The 24,140-nt window shown below is 63.6% G+C and carries 25 protein-coding genes and 1 tRNA gene; 9 read left to right on the plus strand and 17 right to left on the minus strand.

What is annotated here, in order from left to right:
* Positions 1-900 carry a 50S ribosomal protein L11 methyltransferase gene (gene prmA, locus GS_RS02230; protein WP_010941115.1) on the minus strand — a complete coding sequence of 300 codons (900 nt, stop codon included), beginning with the start codon at positions 898-900 and terminating at the stop codon, positions 1-3.
* A gap of 144 nt (positions 901-1,044) precedes the next feature.
* Here prmA and GS_RS02235 point away from each other — a divergent pair, with 144 nt between their 5' ends.
* The 7 genes from GS_RS02235 to GS_RS02265 all read left to right on the plus strand — a co-directional run bounded on the left by GS_RS02235 (position 1,045) and on the right by GS_RS02265 (position 7,417).
* On the plus strand, positions 1,045-2,208 hold the full coding sequence (locus tag GS_RS02235; RefSeq protein ID WP_010941116.1) for a M20 family metallopeptidase: 1,164 nt from the start codon (positions 1,045-1,047) through the stop codon (positions 2,206-2,208).
* Positions 2,209-2,344: 136 nt separating this feature from the next.
* On the plus strand, positions 2,345-3,154 hold the full coding sequence (locus GS_RS02240; protein ID WP_010941117.1) for a pyruvate, water dikinase regulatory protein: 810 nt from the start codon (positions 2,345-2,347) through the stop codon (positions 3,152-3,154).
* Positions 3,155-3,201: 47 nt separating this feature from the next.
* The gene (locus GS_RS02245; RefSeq protein ID WP_010941118.1) at positions 3,202-3,876 is read left to right on the plus strand and encodes a response regulator; all 675 of its coding nucleotides are present in this window, start codon (positions 3,202-3,204) and stop codon (positions 3,874-3,876) included.
* Positions 3,877-3,879: 3 nt separating this feature from the next.
* Positions 3,880-5,289, plus strand: coding sequence for a sensor histidine kinase (locus GS_RS02250; protein ID WP_010941119.1), 1,410 nt, complete (start codon positions 3,880-3,882; stop codon positions 5,287-5,289).
* Between the two features lie 5 nt (positions 5,290-5,294).
* A complete protein-coding gene (gene mqnB, locus GS_RS02255) occupies positions 5,295-6,026 on the plus strand; it encodes a futalosine hydrolase (protein WP_010941120.1) in 732 nt (243 codons plus the stop codon).
* Positions 6,026-6,862: a 1,4-dihydroxy-6-naphthoate synthase gene (locus GS_RS02260; protein ID WP_010941121.1), complete on the plus strand. Its 837-nt coding sequence runs from the start codon at positions 6,026-6,028 to the stop codon at positions 6,860-6,862. The genes mqnB and GS_RS02260 overlap by 1 nt, the downstream gene beginning before the upstream one ends.
* Before the next feature lie 102 nt (positions 6,863-6,964).
* Entirely contained in the window at positions 6,965-7,417 is a 453-nt protein-coding gene (locus tag GS_RS02265; RefSeq protein WP_010941122.1) for a septal ring lytic transglycosylase RlpA family protein, read from the plus strand.
* 51 nt (positions 7,418-7,468) lie between these two features.
* Here the strand turns inward: GS_RS02265 and GS_RS02270 are convergent, their stop codons facing one another.
* The 10 genes from GS_RS02270 to GS_RS02315 all read right to left on the minus strand — a co-directional run bounded on the left by GS_RS02270 (position 7,469) and on the right by GS_RS02315 (position 17,415).
* Entirely contained in the window at positions 7,469-10,018 is a 2,550-nt protein-coding gene (locus GS_RS02270) for an efflux RND transporter permease subunit (protein ID WP_010941123.1), read from the minus strand.
* Positions 10,019-10,708: an outer membrane lipoprotein LolB gene (locus tag GS_RS02275; RefSeq protein ID WP_010941124.1), complete on the minus strand. Its 690-nt coding sequence runs from the start codon at positions 10,706-10,708 to the stop codon at positions 10,019-10,021.
* Positions 10,709-10,721: 13 nt separating this feature from the next.
* Positions 10,722-11,345, minus strand: coding sequence for a LolA family protein (locus tag GS_RS02280; RefSeq protein ID WP_010941125.1), 624 nt, complete (start codon positions 11,343-11,345; stop codon positions 10,722-10,724).
* The gene (locus GS_RS02285; RefSeq protein ID WP_010941126.1) at positions 11,345-11,734 is read right to left on the minus strand and encodes a 3-hydroxyacyl-ACP dehydratase FabZ family protein; all 390 of its coding nucleotides are present in this window, start codon (positions 11,732-11,734) and stop codon (positions 11,345-11,347) included. The genes GS_RS02280 and GS_RS02285 overlap by 1 nt, the downstream gene beginning before the upstream one ends.
* Positions 11,727-12,752, minus strand: a complete 1,026-nt coding sequence (locus tag GS_RS02290) for a beta-ketoacyl synthase N-terminal-like domain-containing protein (RefSeq protein ID WP_010941127.1) — start codon at positions 12,750-12,752, stop codon at positions 11,727-11,729. The genes GS_RS02285 and GS_RS02290 overlap by 8 nt, the downstream gene beginning before the upstream one ends.
* 11 nt (positions 12,753-12,763) lie before the next feature.
* Complete coding sequence (locus GS_RS02295; protein ID WP_010941128.1) at positions 12,764-13,969, minus strand: beta-ketoacyl-[acyl-carrier-protein] synthase family protein; 1,206 nt, start codon at positions 13,967-13,969, stop codon at positions 12,764-12,766.
* Between the two features lie 134 nt (positions 13,970-14,103).
* Positions 14,104-14,844 (minus strand): 3-oxoacyl-ACP reductase family protein, encoded by a 741-nt coding sequence (locus tag GS_RS02300; protein ID WP_010941129.1) that lies wholly within the window; start codon positions 14,842-14,844, stop codon positions 14,104-14,106.
* A 48-nt stretch (positions 14,845-14,892) separates the two neighbouring features.
* A complete protein-coding gene (locus GS_RS02305; RefSeq protein ID WP_010941130.1) occupies positions 14,893-15,966 on the minus strand; it encodes a M48 family metallopeptidase in 1,074 nt (357 codons plus the stop codon).
* Positions 15,963-17,204, minus strand: a complete 1,242-nt coding sequence (locus GS_RS02310) for a DUF898 family protein (RefSeq protein ID WP_010941131.1) — start codon at positions 17,202-17,204, stop codon at positions 15,963-15,965. The genes GS_RS02305 and GS_RS02310 overlap by 4 nt, the downstream gene beginning before the upstream one ends.
* A 13-nt stretch (positions 17,205-17,217) precedes the next feature.
* A complete protein-coding gene (locus GS_RS02315) occupies positions 17,218-17,415 on the minus strand; it encodes an RNA-binding S4 domain-containing protein (protein WP_010941132.1) in 198 nt (65 codons plus the stop codon).
* Between the two features lie 97 nt (positions 17,416-17,512).
* On the opposite strand from GS_RS02315, the gene GS_RS02320 reads away from it, so the two are divergent.
* Positions 17,513-18,076, plus strand: a complete 564-nt coding sequence (locus GS_RS02320; RefSeq protein ID WP_010941133.1) for an elongation factor P — start codon at positions 17,513-17,515, stop codon at positions 18,074-18,076.
* A gap of 100 nt (positions 18,077-18,176) precedes the next feature.
* Positions 18,177-18,252: transfer RNA gene (locus GS_RS02325), tRNA-Phe, on the plus strand.
* A gap of 64 nt (positions 18,253-18,316) precedes the next feature.
* On the opposite strand, the gene GS_RS02330 is transcribed toward GS_RS02325, so the two are convergent.
* The 6 genes from GS_RS02330 to GS_RS02355 form a co-directional block, all read right to left on the minus strand.
* Positions 18,317-19,357 (minus strand): cytochrome-c peroxidase, encoded by a 1,041-nt coding sequence (locus GS_RS02330; protein WP_010941134.1) that lies wholly within the window; start codon positions 19,355-19,357, stop codon positions 18,317-18,319.
* Positions 19,358-19,451: 94 nt separating this feature from the next.
* Positions 19,452-20,354: a transporter gene (locus GS_RS02335; protein WP_235044954.1), complete on the minus strand. Its 903-nt coding sequence runs from the start codon at positions 20,352-20,354 to the stop codon at positions 19,452-19,454.
* 5 nt (positions 20,355-20,359) lie between these two features.
* Positions 20,360-20,872, minus strand: coding sequence for a hypothetical protein (locus tag GS_RS02340; protein WP_010941136.1), 513 nt, complete (start codon positions 20,870-20,872; stop codon positions 20,360-20,362).
* Positions 20,873-20,900: 28 nt separating this feature from the next.
* On the minus strand, positions 20,901-21,254 hold the full coding sequence (locus tag GS_RS02345) for a hypothetical protein (RefSeq protein ID WP_010941137.1): 354 nt from the start codon (positions 21,252-21,254) through the stop codon (positions 20,901-20,903).
* Between the two features lie 181 nt (positions 21,255-21,435).
* Positions 21,436-22,797, minus strand: coding sequence for a sigma-54-dependent transcriptional regulator (locus GS_RS02350; protein ID WP_010941138.1), 1,362 nt, complete (start codon positions 22,795-22,797; stop codon positions 21,436-21,438).
* Between the two features lie 16 nt (positions 22,798-22,813).
* Positions 22,814-24,049: a two-component system sensor histidine kinase NtrB gene (locus GS_RS02355; protein ID WP_010941139.1), complete on the minus strand. Its 1,236-nt coding sequence runs from the start codon at positions 24,047-24,049 to the stop codon at positions 22,814-22,816.
* Between the last annotated feature and the right edge of the window lie 91 nt (positions 24,050-24,140).

A 24,140-nucleotide genomic window follows, 5' to 3' on the forward strand; every position in this document is an offset into this window, starting at 1 on the left:
TCACCCCTCGTTCCGGTATACGAGACAACTCCATTCCCCTTCCCGGGAGACTGCCACCAGCGCGAGACCGCTCCGGCCGAATCCCTCGACGACGAAGGCTTCCCGCTCCGTGAGGATGCCCGAGAGGATCAGGTGCCCGCCAGCCGCGACCTTTGCGGCCAAGTCCCCGGCCATGCGGACCAGGTCTTCGGCCAGAATGTTGGCCAGCACCACATCGAAGCGTCCCGGAATCAGGGCCAGGGGGGTGGTGACCAGTTCAACCTCAACGCCGTTGAGCGCGCAGTTCTCCCCGGCCACGATCACGGCGTCCGGGTCGATATCGGTGCCGATCACCTGCCGGGCCCCCAGCCGGACGGCCGCGATGGCCAGGATGCCCGACCCGGTTCCCACGTCGAGTACCCTGTCGGGGCGCCCGAGCGTTTCCAGGGCCTCCAGGCAGAGTCGCGTGGTGGGGTGCGTGCCGGTGCCGAAGGCCATGCCGGGGTCCAGCTCGATGACTTGGTCTCCCGGTTCTGGGGCGAACGGTTCCCACGTAGGCTTGATGACCAGATGACGGCCGATGCGGGTGGGGACGAAGTGCTGGCGCCAGCCGGTGGCCCAGTCTTCGTCGCGGATGAGGGTGACGGTGGGGGCGGGGATGGGGGCGCCGCCGAAGGCGGCTGCGTTGTCACCAAGGAACCGCTCGATCTGGGCGATCTGCCCTGCCATGTCCGTTGCCGGATCGAAGTAGGCCCGCACGGTTGCGGTGTCCAGTTCCTCGATGCCGTCCAGGGTGAAGGTGTCAAGCGCCCGGTTGTCGATGCTGACGCCATTGCCGGAGAGCTCCACGAGAAAATCGGCCAGCAGGTCGACCAGTCCGGCCGGGACCTGGCAGCAAACTTCGGCCCATTGTTTATCCATGCCTGTACCTCGGTAAGTTTGAGTCTGCCGGGGGGGTGGCAGGGTGTGCTAACGTACCAAAACTAAAAGATTATGACAATAAAAACCTTGACAAACCGTCTGGTCTGGGTTCTAATTCTCATTAAAATAGATTCGGTGGACTCCATGGATCTGGAACAAATCAAACAGGAACTGGTTGCGTTTGTCGATGCCCGGCGCGACGACTTTATCCATGTATCGGAGGAGTTGTTCCACAATCCCGAGACAGGTCTCAACGAGGTGCGAAGCGCGGCTCTGCTGGCCGATCGTCTGGAAGCCGAGGGATTTCGGGTGGCCCGCGGGGTAGCGGGGCTGCCCACGGCGTTCCGGGCCGATTCCGGTGAAAAGGGACCGACCGTCGGCATTATCGCCGAGATGGATGCCCTGCCCGGGCTTGGCCACGCCTGTGGTCACAACGTGATCGCGGCGGCGGCTCTGGGCGCCGCCATCGCCCTGCGCCGCGTGCTTCCCGCCGACGCGGCGCGCCTCGTGGTCCTGGGCACGCCGGCGGAGGAGATCGGGGTCGGCAAGGTTGAGATGATCCGGCACGGCATCTTCGACGATGTGGAGTTCGCCATGATGGTGCATCCCTCGTCCCGGCGATACGTCATCAAGCACTACCTCGGGCTTGCCAAGATCCGGTTCGTCTTCCTGGGCAAACCGGCCCACGCTGCCGCCTATCCCGAAGAGGGGATCAATGCCCTTGACGGCGTGATCCAGGCCTTCAACGCAGTCAATGCGCTGCGTCAGCAACTTCGGCAGGACGTGCGGGTCCACGGCATCATCCCCGAAGGGGGTGTCGCGCCGAATATCATCCCCGAGAGGGCATCGGCGTTTTTCTACGTGCGGGCCGACGACATGGCGGAACTGGAGCGGGTGAGGGAGCGGGTCATCGCCTGTGCCCGGGGTGCCGCCACCGCCACCGGCTGCAGGCTGGAGATCGAGGAGGACCCGCGAGTCATGGCCCCCCTCAAGGTGAATTACCGCTTTTCGGATCTCTATGCCGAACAGCTGGCGTATCTGGGGTTGGAGCTTTCCGAGAGCAGGCCCGACAGGAACAAGGGGTCGTCGGATATCGGCAACGTCTCCCAGATCATGCCGACCATCCATCCCCACGTTCCCATCGGAGAGGGGATCAATATTCACAGTGACGCCTTTGCCCGGGCCACGGTCTCGGCCCAAGGGAAAGCCGCCGTCGTGGAAGGGGCAACCGCCCTGGCCCTGACCGCTGCCGAACTGATCGCTCGCCCGGAGCTGCGGGAAGAGATCCTTTGCGAGTTTCGCCGCTGAGACCCCTGCAATCCCCTCATTCGCTCGCGCCTGGGGGAAAAAGGAAAAAGCCTCAAGGAACGGTCATTTTTTTGCCTTGCGGAAAAAAGATGGTATACCTTAATGAAAAATCGCTTGAGCCGGTGCCGGGACTGATATGAAGAGGAGCATCAAGCACATTTATCTGCTATCTGATGCCACGGGTGAAACCGTGGAGCGGGTCGTGCGCGCAGCCCTTTCCCAGTTCCGGGACGTTGAGGCGCGCTTCCACCGGGTAACGAGGATCAGGAGCCGCGAGGATGTGATCTGGGCGCTGGAGGAGGTGCTGCGCGAGCCGGGGATGGTCGTTTACACCCTGGTCGACACGGAGCTGGCCCAACTGCTGCGGGACGAGGCCGAAGCCCACGGGCTTGACGCGATCGACCTGATCAGCCCGCTCCTGTTCAAGCTGTCTGACTTCTTCGGCGAAGCACCCCAGAAGGAACCGGGGCTCCTCCACCAGATCAACTCCGAATACCACAAACGGGTCGATGCCGTCGACTTCACCGTGAAGCACGACGACGGCCAGGACCCGAGGGGGCTGGCTAAGGCGGATTTCATTCTGGTGGGGGTGTCGCGCTCGTCCAAGACGCCCCTCTCCATGTACCTGGCCCACAAGGGGTACAAGGTGGCCAACGTCCCCATCGTAAAGGGGATCGATCCGCCGCCGGAGCTCTACAAGGTGGACCAGAAACGGGTGGTAGGCCTGATCATCGATGCCGAGCGGCTCGTGCAGATCCGCACCGCCCGCCTGAGGAACCTGGGGCAGATGCCCAAAGGGAGCTATGCCGATTACGAACGGATCGAAGAGGAGCTGGAATTCTGCCGCAGGCTCTACCGACGCAATCCCCAGTGGCTGGTCATTGATGTGACGAAGAAGTCGGTGGAGGAGTCCGCGGCCGAGATCATACAAAAACTCGCTGGTTGAAGAACCCGTCCCGATGAGCGGAGACGGAGTTAAGAAAGGAGCGCTCAATGAAGGTTCTCGTGGTCGAAGATGAGAAGAAGGTGTCCAGCTTCATCAAGCGGGGGCTCGAGGAAGAGAAGTACGAGGTCGATGCCGCGTTCAACGGCGAGGAAGGGCTCAAGATGGCCCTGGACAAGGGCTACGATCTGATCGTTCTCGACGTGATGCTGCCCAAAAAGGATGGTCTCAGCGTGGTACGTGAGCTCCGGGAGCGCAAGAACAGCACACCGGTTCTGATGCTGACAGCCAAGGACTCGGTGGAGGATATCGTGGCCGGTCTCGATTCGGGTTCCGACGACTACCTGACCAAGCCCTTCGCTTTTGCTGAGCTTCTGGCCCGGGTCCGGGCCTTGGTGCGTCGCAGCGAGCAGGATCGCGGGGCAGAGATCCGCTTTGCTGATCTGCGGCTCGACCCGGTGACCCACAAGGTCTGGCGCAAGGACAAAGAGATCGACCTCACCGCCAAGGAGTATTCGCTGCTCGAGTACTTCATGCGGAACCCCAACCAGGTCCTTACCCGCACCATGATCGCCGAGCACGTGTGGGACTACACCTTTGACAGCTTCACCAATATCATTGACGTCTACGTCAACTACCTGCGCAAGAAGATCGACCGGGAGTCCGACAAGAAGCTCATCCACACCGTCCGCGGCGTGGGCTATATCCTGAAGGAGGAGGATTGATCGTTGTTTTTCAGGTCAATCCGCTTTTCGCTCACCCTTTGGTATGCGGTGACGCTCGCGGTCATTTTGGTTCTGTTCAGCTCGTTCATCTACCTGGTTCTGAGCAATCAGCTCAACAAGGGGATTGATCGTGAACTGCTGACCGTGGCCGAGGCCGTTGCAAGCCCGACTCTGGAGCCTTTCCGCCATGCCGCTCCGTCGGTCTTCGACCAGGTGCTCGAAGACTTCATCGGCACGCGCCTGACGGGCAAGCACGTCCAGGTGCTCGACGGCTCCGGCGCGGTTGCCGCCTCGTCCAAGAGCATGGAGGAACTGCGCATTCCTCTGGGCAAGACTGCGTTGCGTCGCGTTCAGGCCGGCAAGGTTTCCTATGAAACCAGGGTCAATCTGGACGTGTATCCGGTCCGCACCATCGTGTACCCCATCATGACCGACGGCCGGCTCGACCAGATCGTTCTGGTCGGAACGTCCATGCGGGGGCCGGCCGAGACCCTTGAAAAGGTCCAGCTGGTCTTTGCCGTCTCCATCCCCCTGGCTCTCATCCTGTGGAGCCTGGGCGGATGGTTCCTGGCGGGCAGGGCGCTGAAACCGGTTGACCTGATAACCCGCAGCGCCCGCAAGATTACTGCCGAAAACCTGGGACTGCGCCTGGAGGTCATCAATCCCCAGGACGAGATCGGCCGGCTCGCCACTACGTTCAACGATACCCTGGAACGCCTGGAAAACGCCTTCAACCGGATCAGGCAATTCACCGGTGACGTCTCCCACGAACTGCGGACGCCCCTCACCATCCTGCGCGGCGAAGCCGAGGTGGGGCTCAAGTGGGCCAAGGAGCCGGAGGAGTTTCGTGAGCTTCTGCGTAGCAATCTGGAAGAGATCAACCGGATGTCCAAGATCATCGAGACGCTCCTGGAACTCTCCCGGGTTGAGGGGGGAGTCAAGCTGGAGCTCGCCGATCTGGATCTGAGCGACCTTCTTGCCGAACTGGTTCAGCAGTCGCGCCTCATCGCACCGGACAAGAGTCTCCGCATCGCTTTCGTGGGGCAGGAGCCGGTTACCATCCTCGGCGACTGGCTTCGGCTGCGCCAGGTTTTCATGAACCTGCTGGACAATGCCGTCAAGTATACCCCTGCCGATGGGGAGATCTCCGTGGTGGTTGATACGACCGGTGACAGCGCCCGCGTGGCGATCATCGACAGCGGCCCGGGTATTCCTCCCGAAGATCTGCCGCACATCTTCGAGCGGTTCTACCGGGTCGACAAGGCCCGCAACCGGGCCGACGGCGGTTGCGGCTTGGGACTCTCCCTGGTCAAGACGTTCGTGGAGGCTCATGGCGGACGCATTGAGGTGGTGAGCGAAGCGGGCAAGGGGAGCATCTTCACGGTCCTGCTGCCGCGGGTCGTCGCAGGATGATCCCCATGGAACCGATTCTTGTTGTTGCCGCAACCCGGCAGGAGCTGACGCTGCTGATCCGAAGTCTCGGCGCCCGGGAGCGTGGAGGCGCCGGTCGCCGTCCCAGCTGGCTCGGCAAGGTGGGGTTGCTGCCGGTGGTCCTGGCCGAGACCGGCATCGGCAAAGTCAATACCGCGGCTGCCCTTGCCGCGCTGTTCGAGAACTTCATCCCCCGACTGGTGATCAATACCGGCTGCGCCGGCGCGTACACCGCGAGCGGTCTTCGGGTCGGCGACCTGGCCGTTGCCTCAGCCGAAATTTCCGGCGATGAGGGGGTCCTCACCCCCCAAGGGTGGGAAGGCCTCGATCTTATCGGTATCCCCGCCTTGGAGCGTAAAGGGGTGCGCTACTTCAACGAGTTTCCACTTTCTCTCCATCCCGCCGAGCAGGCGGTCCAACTGGCCACGGCCCTCGGCATCCCGCTCCGCCGGGGGAAGTTCGTCACCGTCTCGACCTGCAGCGGCATCACGGCCCGCGGCGACGAACTGGCCAGCCGCTTCGATGCAATCTGCGAAAACATGGAGGGGGCCGCCATGGCCCAGGTCGCCTTGGACTACGGTGTCGACTGCCTGGAGGTACGGGGGGTCAGCAACATGGTGGAAGACCGTGACCTCTCCCGCTGGAACCTGCCCCTGGCCGTGGAAAAGGCCCAGCGTTTCATTATCAAATATCTCGAAACCTGCGGGGAGGAGCAGTGATGGACGCGCTCTCGCTCGGCTTTTCGCCCTGTCCCAACGATACGTTCATCTTCTATGGCCTGATCCACGGACGTGTGCCGACCAGCGGACTTACCTTCCGGGAGAGGCTCGAAGATGTGGAAACCCTGAACGGTCTTGCCCTGGCGGGAGCTCTGGATATTTGCAAAGTTTCCTACCATGCCCTCGGCTATCTGCGCGACCGTTACTGTCTTCTCCGCTCGGGAGGGGCGCTGGGGCGCGGCTGCGGTCCCTTGGTGGTGGCGCGGGGGGGGGCAACCCTCGCCGACCTGAGGGGGAAGCCCGTGGCCGTGCCGGGGCGTTTCACTACGGCCGCACTGCTGCTGCGCCTTGCGGACCCCGCCATCGACACCCTCGTGTACATGCCGTTCCACGAGATCATGGGGGCCGTGGCGCGGGGCGAGGTGGCTGCGGGGGTCATCATTCACGAATCGCGCTTTACCTTCCGCGACTACGGGCTCACCCAGCTTCTGGACCTGGGGGAGTGGTGGGAGGGGGAAACCGGCTGCCCCATCCCCTTGGGCGGGATCGTTGCCCGACGCGACCTGGGCGTGGAGACCATCATCGCCGTGGAGCAGGCGCTACGGTCGAGCGTGGCGTTTGCCCAAGCAAACCCCGGCGAGGCGAAGGCTTACATTCGCGCCCATTCCCAGGAGATGAGCGACGAAGTCTGCGCCGCCCACATCGACCTCTATGTGAATGATTTTTCCCTGCAACTGGGGCCCGAAGGGGAGGCAGCCGTGATTGAGCTCTTTTCCAGGGCCGAGGCTGCAGGGGTGATCCCTCCGTCGGACGTGCTACTGTTTCCCTCTCTCTAACTGTTTGAATTTAAAAGGTATTGCGTGGAGCCGCCCTTCTTTGGGCTTGACCTCGTCCCCTTGGTTGTGCTATAGGAGTGCCTCGCCCAGAAGGAGGTGCCTATGGTATCTGCACTCCGGAAAGGGCGTCTGGCCATCTTGATCATTCTCTGCCAGGCGTTCTTCCAGATCCAGACACTGTCCTTGCAAGCAGAGGAAATTGCAGCAAAGGAAACATCCGACAAAGAGGCCGCAATTGCGGCCGCGGCCGACGAAGGGGTCACGGGGACCGCTTCGTACTACGCCAAGCGCTATCACGGAAGAAGAACGACATCGGGGAAGCGGTACGATCCGAAGAAGCTTACCGCCGCACACCCCACCCTCCCTCTCGGTACCAAGGTCAAGGTGGTTAACCTGACCAACGACCGTGAGGTGACGGTCACCATAACCGATCGCTGCCGGAAGAGGGTGAACCATTTCATCGACCTCTCCCGGGAAGCGGCCAGGAGGCTTGGATTCCTCGGCAAAGGGGTGACGCAGGTGCGAATCATCACCCTCGACGAAACCGCATCCTGAAACAACACATTTTGGGCGAAACAGGGAATAGGGCCGGCAGCGATGTCGGCCCTATTCTTTTGTGGAGAGGCCGGCCGGTTTACGGCTGCGTCGAAGCCCCAGGAAGGCGGGAAGAGACACCAGGGCGAAGAAGGCCGTGGCGCCGATGCCGAAGTTGGTGGCCCAGCCGATGGACGACATGGCACCATAGTCGGTAAAGGCCAGAGAGCCAAACCCGGCGACGGTGGTGAGGGCGGAAAGGAGTACCGCCCGACCCGCCTGGACATAGCGGTCGCCTGCTTCGCTGCCATCTCCCTCGCGCAACCGGTGGTAGACGTGGAGCCCATAGTCGCTTCCCATGCCGAGGATGGTGACCAGGACCATGGCGTTCATGAAGTTGATCTTCATACCGGTGACGGCCATGAGACCGAGCATGGAGATCACCCCTGCAACGACCGGCAGGAGCGATGCTGCGATGCCGGCCAGGGATTCGAAGTGGACCACCAGGAGAAAGAGGATCAGGACTCCGCCGATGGCGAAGCCCTCCAGAAAGCTTCCCCGAACCGATTCTGCCAGCTGGCGGCTTATGAGGTCGGGACCCGTGGCCCGCGCGCCGGGGGCCACGGCTTCCAGCTGGGCCAGGAAGCGCTCCTGGGGAAAGGCATCGCCTCGATAGTGGAGGGTGAGGAGAAGGTGCCAGCGTCCGTTTCGCTCCACCAGGAACCGATCCACCATGCTGCCGAGGGGAGATCCCCTGAGAAGTGCCACCGCCTCTGCTGTTGGAACCGGTCCGGCCGAGGAGAGCCGACCGAGGCCGGAGACGGCTTCGGGGAACATGGCCGCGTCGAAGTCTGCCCGTTCAAGCGCAAGTCCCAATTCTCTGCCCGCTTCGCGCACTGCCGACCGCTTCTGGAGCCGTTCCAGCACCTGCTGCTGTTCCCCTGCACCATTCATGACGCTGCCGAGCCAGGTTATGGCCACCACTTCCCGGCGTTGCCGGTACCCCTCGGCCAGAGCCGCAACCTCTCCGCCCTTTCGCATCACGTCGGAAAGGTCGCTCCCTTCCACCGCGACCACCATCTGCCGCGGGGAAATGCTCAGGTGTCGCTCGATCCGTTCCTGGGTCAGGAACGCTTCCGAGTGCCGCGGCTGCAGGTTCTTCAGGTCCCCTTCGAAGGAGATGGAAAAGGCGGTCAGGGTCAGTCCGGCAGCGGTGGCCAGGGAAATGAATGCGATGGTTCGGGGCCCTCGTTGGGTAAGGCGCCAGAGGCGGGCCAGCCCCAGGCTCGGGAGAGGGTTATGGCGTACGTCGGGAGCACGCCGCTCGGCAAAGATGAGAAGCGGCGGCAGGAAAAAGAAGGTGGCATAGAGGGAGTAGAGGACACCCAGCCCCACCAGGAGTCCCAGTTCGGAGAGCGCCCGTACGTCTGAAATCACCAGGGCCAGGAAGGGGAATGCCGTGGTGGTGGCGGCTGTGAAGACGCCGTGGCCGGTGTCGACCACGGCGAGCCGCAGTGACTCTTCGGTGTTGCGACCCGCACTTCGTTCCGTACGGTAGCGGTCGTAGAGGTGAATGGAGTAGTCGGTGCCGAGCCCGATGATGAGCGCCGTGAAAGCAAAGGATATGATGTGGACCGACGGCAGGAGGAGCCCTGCCGTGCCCAGGGCCATGACCGTGCCGAAGGCGATGATGACGGGGATGAGAATGGTCGGCAGCACCCGGCGGTAGGTCATGAAGAAGAGCCCGAGAACCACCGCCAGGGATGATGCGATGCAGGCGAGAATGTTACGCTTCATGACCGCTTCATCAATGACCGCCGAGAGATGGGCTCCGGCGCAGGAAACCGAAACCCCCGGTCCCACGGCGGCCCGTGCCTCGTTGATACCCGCCACGAGCTTGCGGGCGAATTCCATGTCCTGTACCGGCCGGGCCGGCTCCGCTATCATGACGAGGAGCTGTCCGTCTCGGGAGAGAAAGTAGGGGGACTCCGGATCCAGGTCCAGCGCCTGACTTGCCGACTGGAGACGCGGCAGGATCAATTCGCGGAGGGCCAAGGGGTCGGCGGCCACCAGATCCCGGCTCCCCACCCCTCCTCCGGCGGCCAGTTCCGCCGTGGCGCGTCGCAATGCCGCATCCATGCGGGAAGCATCCAGGCGGTTTGTGAACTCGTCCGCCTGATCAGGGGAGAGAAAGAGATGGGGCAGCGTTACAGCCCGCCCGACAAAGGCTGCGAAGTCAGGCAGATCGGCGGATTCCACCACCCGGTAGGAGACCGAGCGAAGGGCGGGTTCGCCGTCCACCCGCAGGGCGCGAAGCCGTGCGGCCAGGACTTCTGCCTCGGCGGGGAGCCGTTCACGGTTCCCTTCAAGGAGAAGGTACGCCTCGCCGGCGCTGCCGGTCCACTCAAGGGTATCCAGGAAGAGGCGAAGTGCCCCCCGGTCGGTGGGGAAAAGTTTGAATATGTCCGCTTCGAAGCGGATGCCGGAGATAGATGTGATTGCCAGGCAGAGGGCCAGAAGTGAGCCGGCCAGGGTCGCCCGGGGATGATGCCAGGTGACCCTGAAGAGCCATGCCAGGTGCCGGCCGATGGCTGAATGAACAAATGCGACGATGCGCCGCATTTAAAGCCCCTTCAGGTTAGCCAGCGGCATGACCGTCACCCCCTCCAGGGTGGGGGTGAGCGCTGCATCGTCAAGGGGAGCGTTCACCTCCGGCTCGTCGAAGGTTATCTTCACCCGCACACCGTGGCTGTCGCTGAACTCGACCAGGGCGGGAAACGGCACCCCTTCCAGGGAGCGGTAGTTCCGGTAAATCACCTCGCCCCGTGCCGACCGCTTGCGCTCCAGAAGTCCGTCGGGGCCATAGGTGGCGAGGGTGACGCCGCCGTCGTCCGACTGCTCTTCGGTCCGCCCGGCCGCCTCGGGGCGGTAGAGGGGGGAACCTTCCACCACCCACTGCATCATGCGCCACCCCTGGAGCCCTCCCTTGGCCGGCAGGTCGGCGAAGGTTCCCACGTAGGCCTGCCCTTTGGAGGGGAGCAGGATAGTGATCCGCTCGCCGGCGGCGAAAAATTCCAGGGCCGTGGTGCCGAAGGGGGTGAGCATGACCATGTGGAAGCGGTCGGGACGGCGATAGAGGAGATAGCCGTTGCCGCCGGTGCTCCCGTCGGGCGTTTTAACCGAAAGTGAGACCGTGGCGGCCAGGGTTTCCACCCTGGCCCCCGGTTCGAGAGGCACCTGGGGCTGCGGCACCGTGGCACAACCGGCCGCAAGGGCGACGGCAAGGATGAGGAACAGGGCGAGTCGTCTCATGGCGGCAGTGCCCTCACTCTATCCTGAAGTCGCGGTCGGTGAGCCCCACGTTGCGGCGGACATTGCGGAAGGAGATGACGGTCCGGTCGCGGTTCTGCTCTTCGATGATCACGCGTCTCAGTTTCCCGTCGGCGGCGAGGATGACCTGAAGGTTCTTCACTCCCCGTCCCTGGGAGGGGGCTATGGAAATAGTGACGGCGTCGCCGTTTCGCTCCGCCTGGACGGCGACCCCGTCGGGGAGCGAGGTGACCGGGTTTTCCATGAGCGCAAACCAGCGGGCAAGCCCTTCGTCAGGAGGGAGTACGATCTTCTGCCGGACTCCGTCGGCGGGGAGCAGGGTGGAGATGACGTTGTCCCGCAGCAACACCCGGCTGGCGTGGGGAGGATTGAGTTCCATCATGAAGCTGTCGGGCTTGCGGAAACGGACCATTCCGTTCGTCACCAGCTTTTTTTTCATAAGGGCGATCTGCTTTTCCTGCGTGATCTCGGCGGTGAAGTCATTGACCCCGGCGAAGGCCGAGCGGAGGAGTTCGAGCCCTTCCCGCGGAGAGATCCGTGCTGCCTGGCCGGGCGCGGGGACGGCCAGCGCCAGGACTGCCAACGCGAGCAGAATGCGTGCGAGGCGGCTTGTCGTCATCAGAGGTTTCCTACCTTGAGGGTTATTGTGGCGGAGGCGGCCGGGCGCCCGTCGGCCGTCACCTCGCCCGCGATCAGGTGGAGGGGGCCGAAAGATTTTACGACCGTCACGGAGACGGTCAAGGTATCTCCCGCTTCCACCGTGCCGTGAAAGTCAGCGTGGTCAACGGCTGCAAGGATGCCGCCGCCGTTTGTGTCGTCCGCCGCGGCGATGCCGCCCAGCTGGGCCATGGCCTCCAGCAGGAGCAGGGAGGACCATCCCCGCGTACCGGCGGCGGTCGTCCGCATGAGGGCCGTGGCCGATCGGCCGGGCTCCTTGGCGATTATACGGTCGAGGACGAGAAAAGGATAGCGATGGGGCAGGAAGTCCCACGGAGCGGGGCTATGCACGCATACCCCCGGTGACGTCGATGGCGTGGTACGGTCCTTCGGGCGACGCTGCCAGGTGGAGCCCCCGGGCACCTTCGGGGAGGACCAGCAGGAGCGAGGCCAGGGCAAGCCCCCCCATGGCCAGGGATCGTCCGATAAGGTTGCCCGATTCCAAAGTCGGCACGGCAGGGAGTGGAGCGATGAGGGCTGTGATGTCGGCTGCGATTCCCGAGAGCGACACCAGGGCCGGTGCCGCGGGTGGCATGAGTCGGTCGACCGTCTCCTGTTCCCGGCCGGCGGGCAGCATGCCCACCGTTCGCAGTCCCGTGATTCGGCCCCGCAGCCTGGCGGCGCGTCGTTCCGCATGGTCTCGCCGCTCAAGGACCAGGATGCCGCACCCCTCGCTGAAGGAGCGGGCATAGGTCCGCAACTGGCCCACGGCCTGGAAGCCGGCCATCATCAGCGGGGTCAGCTCATCCACTCCGCCCGCCAGCATCACGTCGGCCCGCCCTTCCTCCAGGAAACGACAGGCCATCTGGATAGCAGCCTCTGCGGAGCAGAAGCGCTGTACTTGGGTCACGTTGGGCCCCTTGAGGCCATGCTCGATGGAGGCGTTGCTGGCGGCGGCATTGGCAACGGTATTGGGGAAGAGCATGGGCACGAGCCCTTCCACGCCCCTGGAGAAGTAGCCGCCCAGAAACTCCACGGAATTGGCGATGCCGCCGAAGCCGCAGCCCAGGGCGATGCCGATGCGTGTGGGATCGCCCCCCTTCGGGTCGATGCCGGCATCGGCCAGGGCCATGCCTGCGGCCACAGTGGCCAGAAGGCTGCACCGGTCGAACTTTCGGGCCTTGAGGGGAGGCATGAAATCGGCGGCCCTGAAGCCATCCGCCTTGCCCCAGAGATATCCGTCTTCACCGAGGACTTCAACGGGGACGGGGGTGAGGCGGCATTGACGCTGTGCCACCGTTTCCCGCAACGGTTCGATTCCCACCCCGGCGGCGGAGATGGCGGCGAGGCCGGTGACGGCTATGTCCATTGACGGGATGCTCATCGTCCGATCACCACCGAGGTAACGTTGCCGCCAAAGGCAAAGGAATTGGAGAGGGCGACGGTTGCCGAGCTCTCCCGTGGGCCGTCGTGGCAGTAGTCCAGGTCGCACTCCGGATCGCTCCCCCGGAAGTTGAGGGTCCGGGGGATAATCCCTGCCCCCAGGGCCGTTACGGTGGCGACGATTTCGATGGAGCCGGCGGCGCCCAGGCAGTGGCCGGTCATCCCCTTGGTGGAGACCAGGGGGACGTGCTGCACGTCAGCGCCGAACACGAGTTTCATGGCCTTGCTTTCCACCACGTCGTTGAGGGGAGTGCCGGTGCCGTGGGCGTTAACCCAGCCGATTTCGCCGGCAGAAACCCCTGCATTGTCGAGGGCGGCCCGCATTACCCGGGCCGCTTCCGATCCGGATGGCTCCGGTGCGGTCATGTGATGGGCCTCGCCGGCCAAGGCATAGCCCAGAACGCGGCCGTAGATGCGAGCGCCCCTGCTGCGTGCCGTCTCCTCCCGTTCCAGGACCACGAAGGCCGCCCCTTCGCCGAGGGATATTCCCTGGCGGCCCAGGCTGAAGGGGGAGCAGGGCTCGGGATCGACGACCCGCAGAGAGTTGAATCCGGCATAGGTGAGGATGGAGAGCGTGTCGCTTCCGCCGCAGAGGCAGGCGTCGAGCTGACCTGTGGCGATGAGGTCGGCACCCCAGCCGATAGCCGTGGCCGACGAGGAGCAGGCGGTAGTGATGCTTCCCTGGTAGCCCCAGAGGCCGAAGCGCTCCGCCAGGGCGGTGGTGGTCCGGTCCGGCAGGATGCAACGCAGGTCGCCCGGCCTTCCCTTCCCGCCCGCAAGACGGTCACGGAGCCAGGCCTCGCCGTGGATCATCCCCGATGCACCGGCCCCCACGCAGATCCCCACGGTAAAGGGGTCGTAGTGTTCCCTTGCGCCGCTCATGCCGAGGGCCTCCGCGGCTGCAACGGCGGCGAACTGGTCGGTGCGGGAAAGCCGCCGGGCGTCGGCCCGGTCAAAGTAGTCCAGGGGGGAGTAGTCGCGCACCTGGGCTCCGATGTGGGAAGGGAAGGGAGAGACGTCGAAAAGATCCACCGGACCGATGCCGCAGCGTCCGTGCAGCAGGGCGTCGGTGAAGGATGCCAGGTCTTTGCCGGCCGCGCAGAAGATGCCGAGACCGGTTATGGCGATGCGGGTTTTGTCCATCGTGATTCGTTCGAACGGCTCGAAGTGCCGGGCAAGGCTCTTTAGTGGATAACTGCCATATGGTGATATTGTAGCCGGACGGTCCGGCGAAGGCAAAGAAAAGTTGCCGGTCTTCGACAGTGTTGCGTGGCCCGTCAGAGGATTCCGCCGTCGACCACGAGGCACTGGCCGGTTATGTAGGATGCCCGGTCCGAGGCCAGGAAGGCCACTGCTTCGGCCACTTCCTCCGGGCGCCCGGTGCGGCCGAGGATGCTGCTACCCACGATCCGATCGACCATCTCCCGCTTCATGCCGGCAATCATCTCCGTTTCGATGAGTCCCGGCGCCACGGCGTTCACCCTGATGCCGAGAGGGCCCACTTCCCGGGCCAGAGATTTGGTGAAACTGACCGCGGCCCCCTTGGTTGCGGCGTAGTTGGTCTGCCCGGCAGTGCCGGCAAAGGCCGATACGGAAGAGAGGTTGATGATGGCGCCCCTTCGTCTGGCGAGCATCTTCCGTACCCCCCACTTGCAGCAGTGGAAGAGGGGAGAGAGGTTGGCCCGCATGACCGCATCCCAGTCGTCCTCGGCCATCATGGCCAGGTAGCCGTCCCGGATGATCCCCGCGTTGTTCACGAGGACGTGGAGGGTGCCGCTCTCCCCGCTCGCCGCGTCGATGACGGCCATGGCCCCCTCTGCCGTGCCCACGTCCGCCCGTATCACGGCAATGGAGCCGGGCAGCCCCGCCGCCTCGGCTTCCAGGGCGCGGGCCGCCTCATCGTCGGCGCGGTAGGCGGCGGTCACCAGTGCCCCTTGCCGGGCGAAGTGAAGGGAAATGGCCCGGCCGATCCCGCGGGTCCCTCCGGTGACGACCACGATGCTATCCTTAAATTCCATGGGATTGTCTCTCCTGTAGGTGGCGGGCGATGCCCCGTGTGATGGCTGTCAACGGCCCGAGGGAGCGCCTGCTCCGTCACCGCTCGTCATGAAGCGCCTGATCCGTTCGTCGGTGGCCGGGTGGGTGGAGAAGTAGTCGCTGAGCGAACGCTCTTTCTTCCGGTCCTCTCCTTCCCCGGCTCTGCGCTGGTGATCCTGTTCGAGCCGGGCCAGGATATCTGCGTACCGGGAAAGCGGTATTCTTTTGCCGTGGAGATATTCGACCGCCGCGTCGTCGGCCTCCACCTCAAACTCGCGGGAGAACCGGGCGTCGACCAGAGCCGTGGGGAGCCCTGCCGACAGGGATGTCACCGAGGTGATGTCGCCGGTGATGGTTGCCAGCAGAAGTCCCGTAGCGGAATTCTGGAGAACGTGGCGCAGGGCGTGGCGGTTGCGTACATGCCCCATCTCGTGGGCCAGGACCGCGGCGATTTCGTCGTCGTTTTTTGCCAGTTTCACCAGGCCGTCGGTCACCACGATGATTCCCGAGGGCAGCGCCAGGGCATTGGCGCCGAGCCGGTCGCTCCGCCGGAATTCGATTCGGTATCCCCCCGCGTAGGGAAGCTCGCGGGTCATTCGGGCGAAGAGGCGGGTCAGTTCCCGGCGGCGCGCGGCAGGGATCTGCGAGGGGGTGAAGATCATCCGGTCAAGGAGTGCAAGCCCTTCCCGCCCCAGGGATTCTTCGGTGGATGGTGGGATAGCGAACGCCGCTTTTCTCGCCAGAGCGGGAATGCCATACGTCACGAAAGCCGCGATGACCGCGACGGTCAGGACGAGGGCCACGAGGGCGCGCGGCAGGCTTCTCTCCCACCGGTGAAGCGCCGCCGAGCTTCGCCCCCGTCCCTGGCGGTGGAGAAGGCCGTCAGCGAACCGTTCGTCGGAGAGCTCGCAGAGGGCGCCGTCGGGGAAGCGGATGGAGCGGCGGACCGTTGCCAGCCGGGGTGAAACCGTCACCTCGGTGATGAGGTAGGTTCGCTCCATTCCCTCTCCCCGCACCCTTAGCTTCGAGCCTTCCACAACCAGCGTGACCGCGGTTTGGGCTGAACTGATCCCGTCGTAGAACAGGCCGCGTGCTTCACTCATAGGGCCACATCGATGCCGAAGATGTCGCCGATCTCCTCGCCGGTGGCCGTAACCTCCTCGGTCGGTGCCGCGGCAAACTCCTCCAGGTCTCCGGTGGCAAGGACTGTCAGGTTCTCCATCCGGTAGCGGAGGACCCTCACCGTGGCCCACGGGATCATGAGCCCCAGGGTCAGGAAGATGGCCACGGCATTGGAGAGATAGAGCCATGCCATGTGACGGGCCCGGAGCGAGCAGGTGAAACGGGCGCCTGCTACCTGCGTGCCGCTCCAGACGAGGTTCGTCTCGTTGGTGCTGATATAGATGACGAAATAAAGGTAGGCCAGGGGAATGAGGAACGCCGGCAGCACGGCTGCCAGTCGCCAGGGGCCTCCCGTACCCGCAGGCAGAAACGCCCCTCCGGCCAGGAACAGAAACGGGACCGCAACTATCACGATCGCAACAAAGCCTGCCACGGCCTTGAGGTAGAGGAGGTAAAAATCCCTGGTCGTGGCGGTGAAGGAAAATGAAGTCGTACCGTAGGCGGAGTTTTCCACGAGGAATCGTTTTCGCCGGTAGGCCGCATAGGGGTAGAGGAGTCCCAGCGTCAGCGGCACCAGCAGGGAGAGGAGCCCGTAGACCAGGTAGGCCTGGCGGTAGTCGGCCCGGAAGGTGAAGCGCAGGTTACGATAACTCGTGTTGCGGAGGTTGAAGAGGCGCGAGCGGACCACGAGCCACGGCACGGCCGCGAAGAACAGGGCGCCGATGACGAAGGAGAGGGTGGGGCTGTAATTGGTCCCGAGGGTATAGAGCAGAAAGGCCAGCACCCCGATGAGCCAGCCCCGGAACAGGACTCGGGGATTGGCCAGGTAGTCGAAGGGCGCACCGTGGAGCATGGTGTTGCCGTAGAGGTAGCGGCGCTTGCGGACCTTGGCCCAGGCCGAATAGACCCCCAGGGTGAGGATCTTGAGAAGGGTGTTGACGATCCAGATGCCGAAGTATTCCCTGGCCGCGCCGGTGAAGCTGAAGCGAAGGGTCCGGGGGCAGGCCGTTGGCGGGGCTGCGGGGGCGGCAACGGCTGCTTCCGGACCCTGCGGAGACGCGATCGTCGGAACCGGGTCGGCTTCGGCAGCAGCGCCTCGGGCGAACATGAACGTATCCCTGCACCGGGGACAGGTGACCTGGGCGCCGTCGGGAATGGTCCCGGCCGGCATGTCCCTGCTGAACCCACAGGCGGGGCAGCTTACGGTTTCACGGTCCACAGCCGCTCCTTGGTTACTCAATGACGAAGCACTCGCCCGCCACCTCCACCTGGTCTCCCGGGCGAAGCTTGCGGCCCCGGCGAAGCTCGGTTTCGCCGTTCACCCGCACGGCACCTTCTGCGATGATGATTTTTGCCTCGCCGCCGCTGGCAACCAGGTTCGCCGCCTTGAGAAAGCTGTCGAGCTTGATGTGGTCGGTATCGATCTTCATGGGCTCTCCGCGGGGCATCATGCCCCGTTCATACGGTTGTCTTTGTAGCATTTTTCTGGTAAGAATAGCGAGATTTTTTACCCATGGAGAACGACACATGCTTACCACATCCGATTTCAAACGCGGCCTTGTCATCAAGCTCGACAACTCCCCGTGCCTCATCCTCGACGTCCACTTCCAGTCCCCGTCCGCCCGGGGGGCCAGCACCATGGTCAAGACCCGCTACCGCAACCTCCTGACCGGCCAGGTGCTCGACAAGACCTTCCGCTCCGGCGACAAGGTGGAAGAGGCCGACTTCGAGCGCCACAAGGGGCAATACCTCTACGCCGACGGCGACCGCGGCGTCTTCATGGATATGGAGACCTATGAACAGTTCGAGATGGACGCCGAGTCCTTCCAGGTCATCCAGCCCTACCTCCTCGACGGAACCGAGGTGGTCCTCGGTCTCTTCCAAGAGCGGCTCGTCAGCGTCGATCCGCCCCAGGTGGTGGAGCTGACCATCACCGATACCCCGCCGGTCATCAAGAATGCCACCGCCACTGCCCAGACCAAGGAGGCCACCCTCGAAACCGGCCTCACCCTCCAGGTCCCTCCCTATCTGGAGGTTGGCGAGAAGATCAAAGTCGACACCCGCGACTGCCGGTTCATATCCCGCGCCTGAGCGGGGATCAGGGGGCTGAGTATCCTCGTGCCGGCTCCGGATTACTCGAAAAAAGGGTTGACACAAACCCTGCTTCGGTTTATAACCTAAAGCTCTTTTCGCCCAGATAGCTCAGCTGGTAGAGCAGAGGACTGAAAATCCTCGTGTCGGCGGTTCGATTCCGTCTCTGGGCACCATAAAAATCAAAAGGCTTCGCGGATGATCCGCGAAGCCTTTTTTCGTTGCCGGTGCAAAGCGCTGTCAGTTGCTGACCGGCCTGGGGGTATCGTCCGAGTTGGGCGGCAGGACAGGGTGCATCACCTTCGGCTGCGCGCCGGTGAGGGTGTTGAGGAACGTGACAATCTTGTCAGCGTCGGCGTCGGTGATGGAGATGCCGAGTTGAGCGCTCCCCATGATCTTGACGGCGTCCTTCAGTTTCCAGACCTTGCCCGAGTGGAAGTAGGGCATGGTGATGGCCACGTTGCGCAGGCTCGGCGAACGGAACACGTATTTGTCCGCGGCCGTGCTGGTCACCTTGTAACGGCCGGTGTCGTCCACGGGTCTCACCACCGGCCCCGGATCTTCACGGACGCCGAAGGGGAAGTAGCCGGTTCCGCCCATGTTGACGCCGCTGTGGCAGGCCGCGCATCCTTTGTCCAGGAAGAGGGCGAGCCCCTGTTCCGCTGTGCTGCTGATGGCCTTGCGGTTGCCCTTCAGGTATTTGTCGAAGGGGGCATCGGGGGTGACGAGCGTGGCCTCGAAGACCTCGATGGCCTTGGCCACGTTGTCGAAGGTTACCGGATCACCCTGCCCGGGGAAGGCCTTGCGGAAAAGGGGAGGGTAACCGGGAATGCTCTTGAGGGTGGCGACCAGGTTTTCGGGCTTGTTGTTCATCTCCACCGATGCCTGAACCGGCCCCTTGGCCTGGGCTGCCAGGTCCTCGGCACGGCCGTCCCAGAACTGGGCGATGTTGTAGACGGCATTGAGCACAGTGGGGGAGTTGCGTGGCCCCTTTTGCCAGCCGTGACCGATGGATGTCTCCAGGATGTCGGTGCCGCCCAGGCCTACGTTGTGACAGGTGTTACAGCTGATTAAGTGCGAAGCCGAAAGCCGCGGATCGAAGAACAGCATCCTCCCCAGCTCGACCCTGGACGGACTGGCCGGATTGTCCTTCATGACCGGCGGCTTGGCAGGGATCGGCTTGAAGAGCCCCTGCGCACGTTTCATGACATCCTCTTTCCCCCAGGCGACGCCCGCTACCAGGGTGAGGGCCATTCCCCATGCGAGATTTCGGGTTTTCATTCGAGTTCCTCCTGAACGTGAAATGAATTAACAGGGTTAAGTATAGAGCAGCACGGCGGTTGCGCAAGACGACCGGACTGCTGCTCCCTGCCCGTCAAAAGTCATAGAAAACCGCCAGCCCTGCGGCGAAGTCGGGGCTTGCGTCTGACAGCCCTGCAGCCACATAGCCTTCCAGAGCCATAGAATCAAAGGCGTAGACACCCTTGAGCCGCCCCTCGAACGGCGCGTCGGAATCCTCTGCCGGGGCCGTTGCGCCACGACCGAGGATCGCAGCATAGAGAGATGGCGTGAACTGCCTGCCGAGGCCGGCCTCGTAGCTGAGGTAGTCCTTGGTGGCGTAGAGGTCGGAGGAGCCCTGGACGATCCAGACAGCTTCACCGAAGGGACGCCAGTCCCCGAGCCACTTGTCCAGCGAAAGGCCTCCACCTGCGTCGAATTTGCCGGTACCGAGTCCCTTGTCCTCGTCGGCGGTGGGGAACTTCAGGTAGAGGAGCGGGCGTACCCGGGGCGCCACCGTTCCCTCGGGAATGATGATGTAGCCGGCCGTGAGGGTAATGTCGCCGAGGCCGTTGGCCGAGCCCGTTGATCCGCCTGCCGTTGAGCCGGAATTGCCGCCGGCTCCCGCCTGAAACCGGGTGCCCGCCGCCGTGGCGGCACCGCGGGCATATCCCTGCCGGTAGGGCATGACCGTGCCGTAGGCATTGTCGCCATTGGTCTGGTACACCCAGGGGATAACCAGTTCAAGGTCCAGCCGCTCGGTGGGGTAGAGGTCCACGATGAGGGGCACCGAGATGAAATCGGTCCTGGTCCCGCTGCCGTAGTCGCCCGTGGCGAAATCGACCCCCAGCCCCACGGCACCCCATCGTCCCTCGACGGAAACGTCTCGCCGCTCAGAGGCAAGGGCCGCTGTCCAGCTGAGGCAAAGCAGGGCACACGCGAAAAAAAGCGGAAGCAAGAGCCTTCCGCGCCATAGCATGATCTTTGTTGTTTCATTCATTCGCTTCATCTCCCGTGTCGTCCTCCTCCGCGTCGTATCGGAGCCGTGGGCCGGGTCGTATTGCCACGGCCGCTGCCGGACCAGAAGGGGCGCCCTGCATCGCTCCGGATGGCGGTTTCCTCGCCGGTTAAGCTATTGCCGACCTTTTGGGTCAGGAGGTAGATTGTGCCGTCCTTGCCGATGGCCTTGGCCCCCTTGGCAGTGAGCCGGTCGCCCGGTTTCAGGGGGAAGCCTTTTTCATTCCAGTACCAGCGCGGACCGAGCGCCAGGACAACGGCGTCTTCCCCCTCTTTGATCGCTACGAGCATATGCTTGCCATCGCCGCCTGGCTCGACGGAGGCGATAGTGCCCGTCACTGTGACTACCGTGTTGAGGTCGTAGCCTTCATCGAGATCGAGGCCGCTCTTCTCCCATCCCCATCCGAAGCCGAATCCCCAGCCTGCCGTGGCGTTTCCCGCATGGAAAAGGGCCAGGAAGACAAGAATCGTGAGTATGAGGGTCGAGCGGCCTCTGATCATGGTTGTTCCTTACCTCTTGGTGAGTCGACTACCGGGCGGTTCCGCCGGTATAGGCGGAGCCGTAGCCGGTGCCGTCCTGGGGAGGAGTTACGTTGCCGGTGCCGTCGCCGGGGCCGAGGCGCCTCATGGCTCCCGTCCCGACGCCCTGACGGGCGGTGCCGGCTCCGCTGCCATCACGGAGTTGCTGGCGGGACGAGGTCGCAGCTGACGCCGCCGTTGCCGTTGCCGTACTGGAGAGGCAGCTTCCGTCGCGGAGCTGGAGCCGGTCTCCGGTCCCCTGGCCGGCCATGGGGCCCTTACCGCCCCGAGCCATGGCCTCGCCGCCGAGGGCAAGGGCGCCGGCTGCCACCATCACTGCTACTGCAAGAACTTTTCTGGTCATTTCTTTTTCCTCCCTGTGTGGTTAGTGGTGTCGATGCGGGATCGACAATCTCTGTCAATCAGTATTCCACGCACCATGCCAGGGTTGGTGTCTGGTGTATCATGCTGAAATGGCTTGTAATTTTTTGTAGCGACGAAATGTTTCACAGTTATTTCAGTGCAGAAATTGCACATGTTCACGACTAATTTGCACCGTCCCGATCATCCCCCACCAACCCATACTCCCGAAGGCGGTACTGGAGGGTACGCCGGGAGATGCCAAGCTTTTCGGCGGTCAGGCGCCGGTTGTTGCCGCAGCTTTTGAGGGCGGCCAGGATTGCTTCCCGCTCCAGCCCCTTGAGAACTCCTTCCCCGTCCTGCCCGGCAGGAAGAGGTGCCCTGAAGGTCTCAGGGAGATCGTCCAGGGTCAGGGCGTGCCGGGCGAGGATTACTCCTCGTTCAATGACGTTCTGGAGTTCGCGGATGTTGCCGGGCCAGGGGTAGCGCTTGAGGGCCGCCATAGCATCGGGTTCGATCCCCCGGATTTTTTTGCCGGTTACTCCCGAAAATCGACGGATGAACCAGTTCACCAGGTGTGGCAGGGCGTCGCGGCGCTCCCGTAGGGGGGGAAGCGCGACGGGGAACACGTTCAGGCGATAGAAAAGGTCTTCCCTGAAGCGCCGTTCGCGGATTTCAACGACCAGATCCCGGTTGGTGGCAGCCACTACCCGCACGTCCGCCCGAATTTCCCGGTTTCCTCCCACCCGCTCGAAGGCCCGCTCCTGGAGGACCCGCAGGAGCTTCGCCTGAAGGGGGAGAGAGAGCTCCCCGATTTCGTCAAGGAAGAGAGTTCCCCCCTGGGCCAGTTCGAATTTCCCCCGCCGGGCCTGGACCGCGCCGGTGAAGGCTCCCCGCTCGTGGCCGAACAGCTCGCTTTCGAGCAGGGTTTCGGGGATTGCCGCACAGTTTACCGCCACGAAGCCGGCACCGTGTCGGGGTGACAGGAGATGCACGGCCCGGGCGATGAGCTCCTTGCCGGTGCCGCTTTCCCCGCTTACCAGAACGGTGGTGCCGGTGGGGGCGACCTCTCCCACGAGTCGCCGTACCGGGGCCATGGCCTCGCCGGCGAAGATGAGATCCTCCGGCGGGAGTCCCGCCGCTTCGGTTTCCTTGAGGGCCAGGTATTCCCGCTCACGGCTCTTTCCGGACAGGACCCGTCCTACGAGAACTCGCAGGGTGTCCGGGTCCTTCAGGGGCTTGGTGAGGAAATCAGCCGCCCCCTCTTTCACCGCGGCCACTGCTTCTTCGATGGTTCCGAATGCCGTGAGAATGACGAATGCAGGCGGATAGTCATCATCACGGCTCGCCCGGAGAAGTTCCAGTCCTCCGATGCCGGGCATCCTCAGGTCAGAGAGGACCAAGTCGAAGGATTCGCGGCGCAGCAGGGCCAGGGCTTCTTCTCCGTCAGCGGCCTCCCTGATGTCGTATCCCTCTCCCTTGAGGACTGTCCTGAGAAATCCCCGGAAGGTGCTGTCATCTTCGGCTATGAGTATGCGTGTCGTCATGTGTGTAGTATGCCTCTCATCGGTGAAGGGGGAGTGTTACCCGAAAAACGGTGCCGCCGCCGGGATTATCCGCCACGCTGATGCTCCCCCCATGGGCTTCGGCTATCTTGCGGCAGACGGCGAGCCCCAGGCCGCTGCCCCGGGCCTTTGTGGTGAAGAACGGGGTGAATATCCGCTCCCGGTCGTGGGGGGCGATGCCGTGGCCGTGGTCTGCCACACTGATCTCGACCGTTTTACCTTCGCGCCGGGTGACAACGGTGAGCGTTCCCCCGTCCGGCATGGCCTGAATGCCGTTCTTTGCCAGATTGAGAATGAGTTGCTCCAACCGCGCTTCATTTCCTCTTGTGGCCAATCCTTCGGCAAGGGATGCCGCAATGGTGACGCCGGCGGCCCGCGCTTCGGGGTCCACCAGTGCCAGCACATGGTCAATCACCGCGTTTACCTGGAGCGGCCCTTCTGGCCCGGGCTCCGGCCGGGCGTAGGCAAGAAGGTCGCTGACGAGCGATTCGAGCCGGATTGCCTCGGTGACGATCAGTGCGGAGAACTCCCGGTTTTCATCGTCGTTGCTCCGTTCCATGAGCAGTTGGGCGTAGCCCTTGATCCCGGACAGGGGGTTGCGCACCTCGTGGGCAAGCACCGCCCCCATTTCTCCCAGTTGCGCAAGCCGCTCCCGTCGGACCATTTCGAGCCGGTGCTCCTGGGCCCGGCGGGCGTAGCGATAGAGGAGCACCCCCATCGTCCAGGCCGCCGCCAGCAGCGAAAACAGCACGACCATGCCTACCCTGGCCCGGTGGATCACCGCATCGGCTCGCCAGGGGTGAAGTGCCAGGCGCAGGGCCAGGGTTCGGCCGGGGAGGTGGAGGGGGGCATGATATTCGTACACCTCTTCGCCCGTGCCGAGTCTGATGCGGTTTTCCGCCAAGCCCCGTCCGCCGAGAACCGTCACGTACCGTTGATCCGTCACCCGCGATCCGATCAGGTCGGCATTGGAGTGAAAGACGATGGTGCCGTTGCGGTCGATGACCGAGATATAGGCGATGTCCCGGGCGCGAAAGGCGGCCAGTGAAGCCAGGGACGAGTCGCGTGCCGCAATCGATTCCAGCGCCGACGTGAGTGAAAGGGCAAGCCCCCGGAGGTTCCCTTCGGCAATGGGGCGTGCGCTCCGGTAGTTTCCCACGGCGAACCAGCCGAGAAGCAGTGACAGGATGACTCCGGCCGCAAGGGCGATGAGGGAAACGATATTGCCGCGCATACGTAGGATTGTTGTCGAATCCATTTAATCTGTTTATTTGAATGTACTATAGCATTGCCGGCTGTCCGTGCAAACGGATATGATGTCTTGC

Origin of the sequence: Geobacter sulfurreducens PCA, assembly GCF_000007985.2 — a bacterium.
Lineage (GTDB): Bacteria > Desulfobacterota > Desulfuromonadia > Geobacterales > Geobacteraceae > Geobacter > Geobacter sulfurreducens.

What these genes read in the sequence shown, in the direction of transcription:
- prmA (WP_010941115.1), bottom strand. Translation starts at nt 900, where the DNA reads ATGGATAAACAATGGGCCGAAGTTTGCTGCCAGGTCCCGGCCGGACTG.
- GS_RS02235 (WP_010941116.1), top strand. Translation starts at nt 1,045, where the DNA reads ATGGATCTGGAACAAATCAAACAGGAACTGGTTGCGTTTGTCGATGCC.
- GS_RS02240 (WP_010941117.1), top strand. Translation starts at nt 2,345, where the DNA reads ATGAAGAGGAGCATCAAGCACATTTATCTGCTATCTGATGCCACGGGT.
- GS_RS02245 (WP_010941118.1), top strand. Translation starts at nt 3,202, where the DNA reads ATGAAGGTTCTCGTGGTCGAAGATGAGAAGAAGGTGTCCAGCTTCATC.
- mqnB (WP_010941120.1), top strand. Translation starts at nt 5,295, where the DNA reads ATGGAACCGATTCTTGTTGTTGCCGCAACCCGGCAGGAGCTGACGCTG.
- GS_RS02260 (WP_010941121.1), top strand. Translation starts at nt 6,026, where the DNA reads ATGGACGCGCTCTCGCTCGGCTTTTCGCCCTGTCCCAACGATACGTTC.
- GS_RS02265 (WP_010941122.1), top strand. Translation starts at nt 6,965, where the DNA reads ATGGTATCTGCACTCCGGAAAGGGCGTCTGGCCATCTTGATCATTCTC.
- GS_RS02270 (WP_010941123.1), bottom strand. Translation starts at nt 10,018, where the DNA reads ATGCGGCGCATCGTCGCATTTGTTCATTCAGCCATCGGCCGGCACCTG.
- GS_RS02275 (WP_010941124.1), bottom strand. Translation starts at nt 10,708, where the DNA reads ATGAGACGACTCGCCCTGTTCCTCATCCTTGCCGTCGCCCTTGCGGCC.
- GS_RS02280 (WP_010941125.1), bottom strand. Translation starts at nt 11,345, where the DNA reads ATGACGACAAGCCGCCTCGCACGCATTCTGCTCGCGTTGGCAGTCCTG.
- GS_RS02290 (WP_010941127.1), bottom strand. Translation starts at nt 12,752, where the DNA reads ATGGACATAGCCGTCACCGGCCTCGCCGCCATCTCCGCCGCCGGGGTG.
- GS_RS02295 (WP_010941128.1), bottom strand. Translation starts at nt 13,969, where the DNA reads ATGGACAAAACCCGCATCGCCATAACCGGTCTCGGCATCTTCTGCGCG.
- GS_RS02300 (WP_010941129.1), bottom strand. Translation starts at nt 14,844, where the DNA reads ATGGAATTTAAGGATAGCATCGTGGTCGTCACCGGAGGGACCCGCGGG.
- GS_RS02305 (WP_010941130.1), bottom strand. Translation starts at nt 15,966, where the DNA reads ATGAGTGAAGCACGCGGCCTGTTCTACGACGGGATCAGTTCAGCCCAA.
- GS_RS02315 (WP_010941132.1), bottom strand. Translation starts at nt 17,415, where the DNA reads ATGAAGATCGATACCGACCACATCAAGCTCGACAGCTTTCTCAAGGCG.
- GS_RS02320 (WP_010941133.1), top strand. Translation starts at nt 17,513, where the DNA reads ATGCTTACCACATCCGATTTCAAACGCGGCCTTGTCATCAAGCTCGAC.
- GS_RS02330 (WP_010941134.1), bottom strand. Translation starts at nt 19,357, where the DNA reads ATGAAAACCCGAAATCTCGCATGGGGAATGGCCCTCACCCTGGTAGCG.
- GS_RS02335 (WP_235044954.1), bottom strand. Translation starts at nt 20,354, where the DNA reads ATGAATGAAACAACAAAGATCATGCTATGGCGCGGAAGGCTCTTGCTT.
- GS_RS02340 (WP_010941136.1), bottom strand. Translation starts at nt 20,872, where the DNA reads ATGATCAGAGGCCGCTCGACCCTCATACTCACGATTCTTGTCTTCCTG.
- GS_RS02345 (WP_010941137.1), bottom strand. Translation starts at nt 21,254, where the DNA reads ATGACCAGAAAAGTTCTTGCAGTAGCAGTGATGGTGGCAGCCGGCGCC.
- GS_RS02350 (WP_010941138.1), bottom strand. Translation starts at nt 22,797, where the DNA reads ATGACGACACGCATACTCATAGCCGAAGATGACAGCACCTTCCGGGGA.
- GS_RS02355 (WP_010941139.1), bottom strand. Translation starts at nt 24,049, where the DNA reads ATGCGCGGCAATATCGTTTCCCTCATCGCCCTTGCGGCCGGAGTCATC.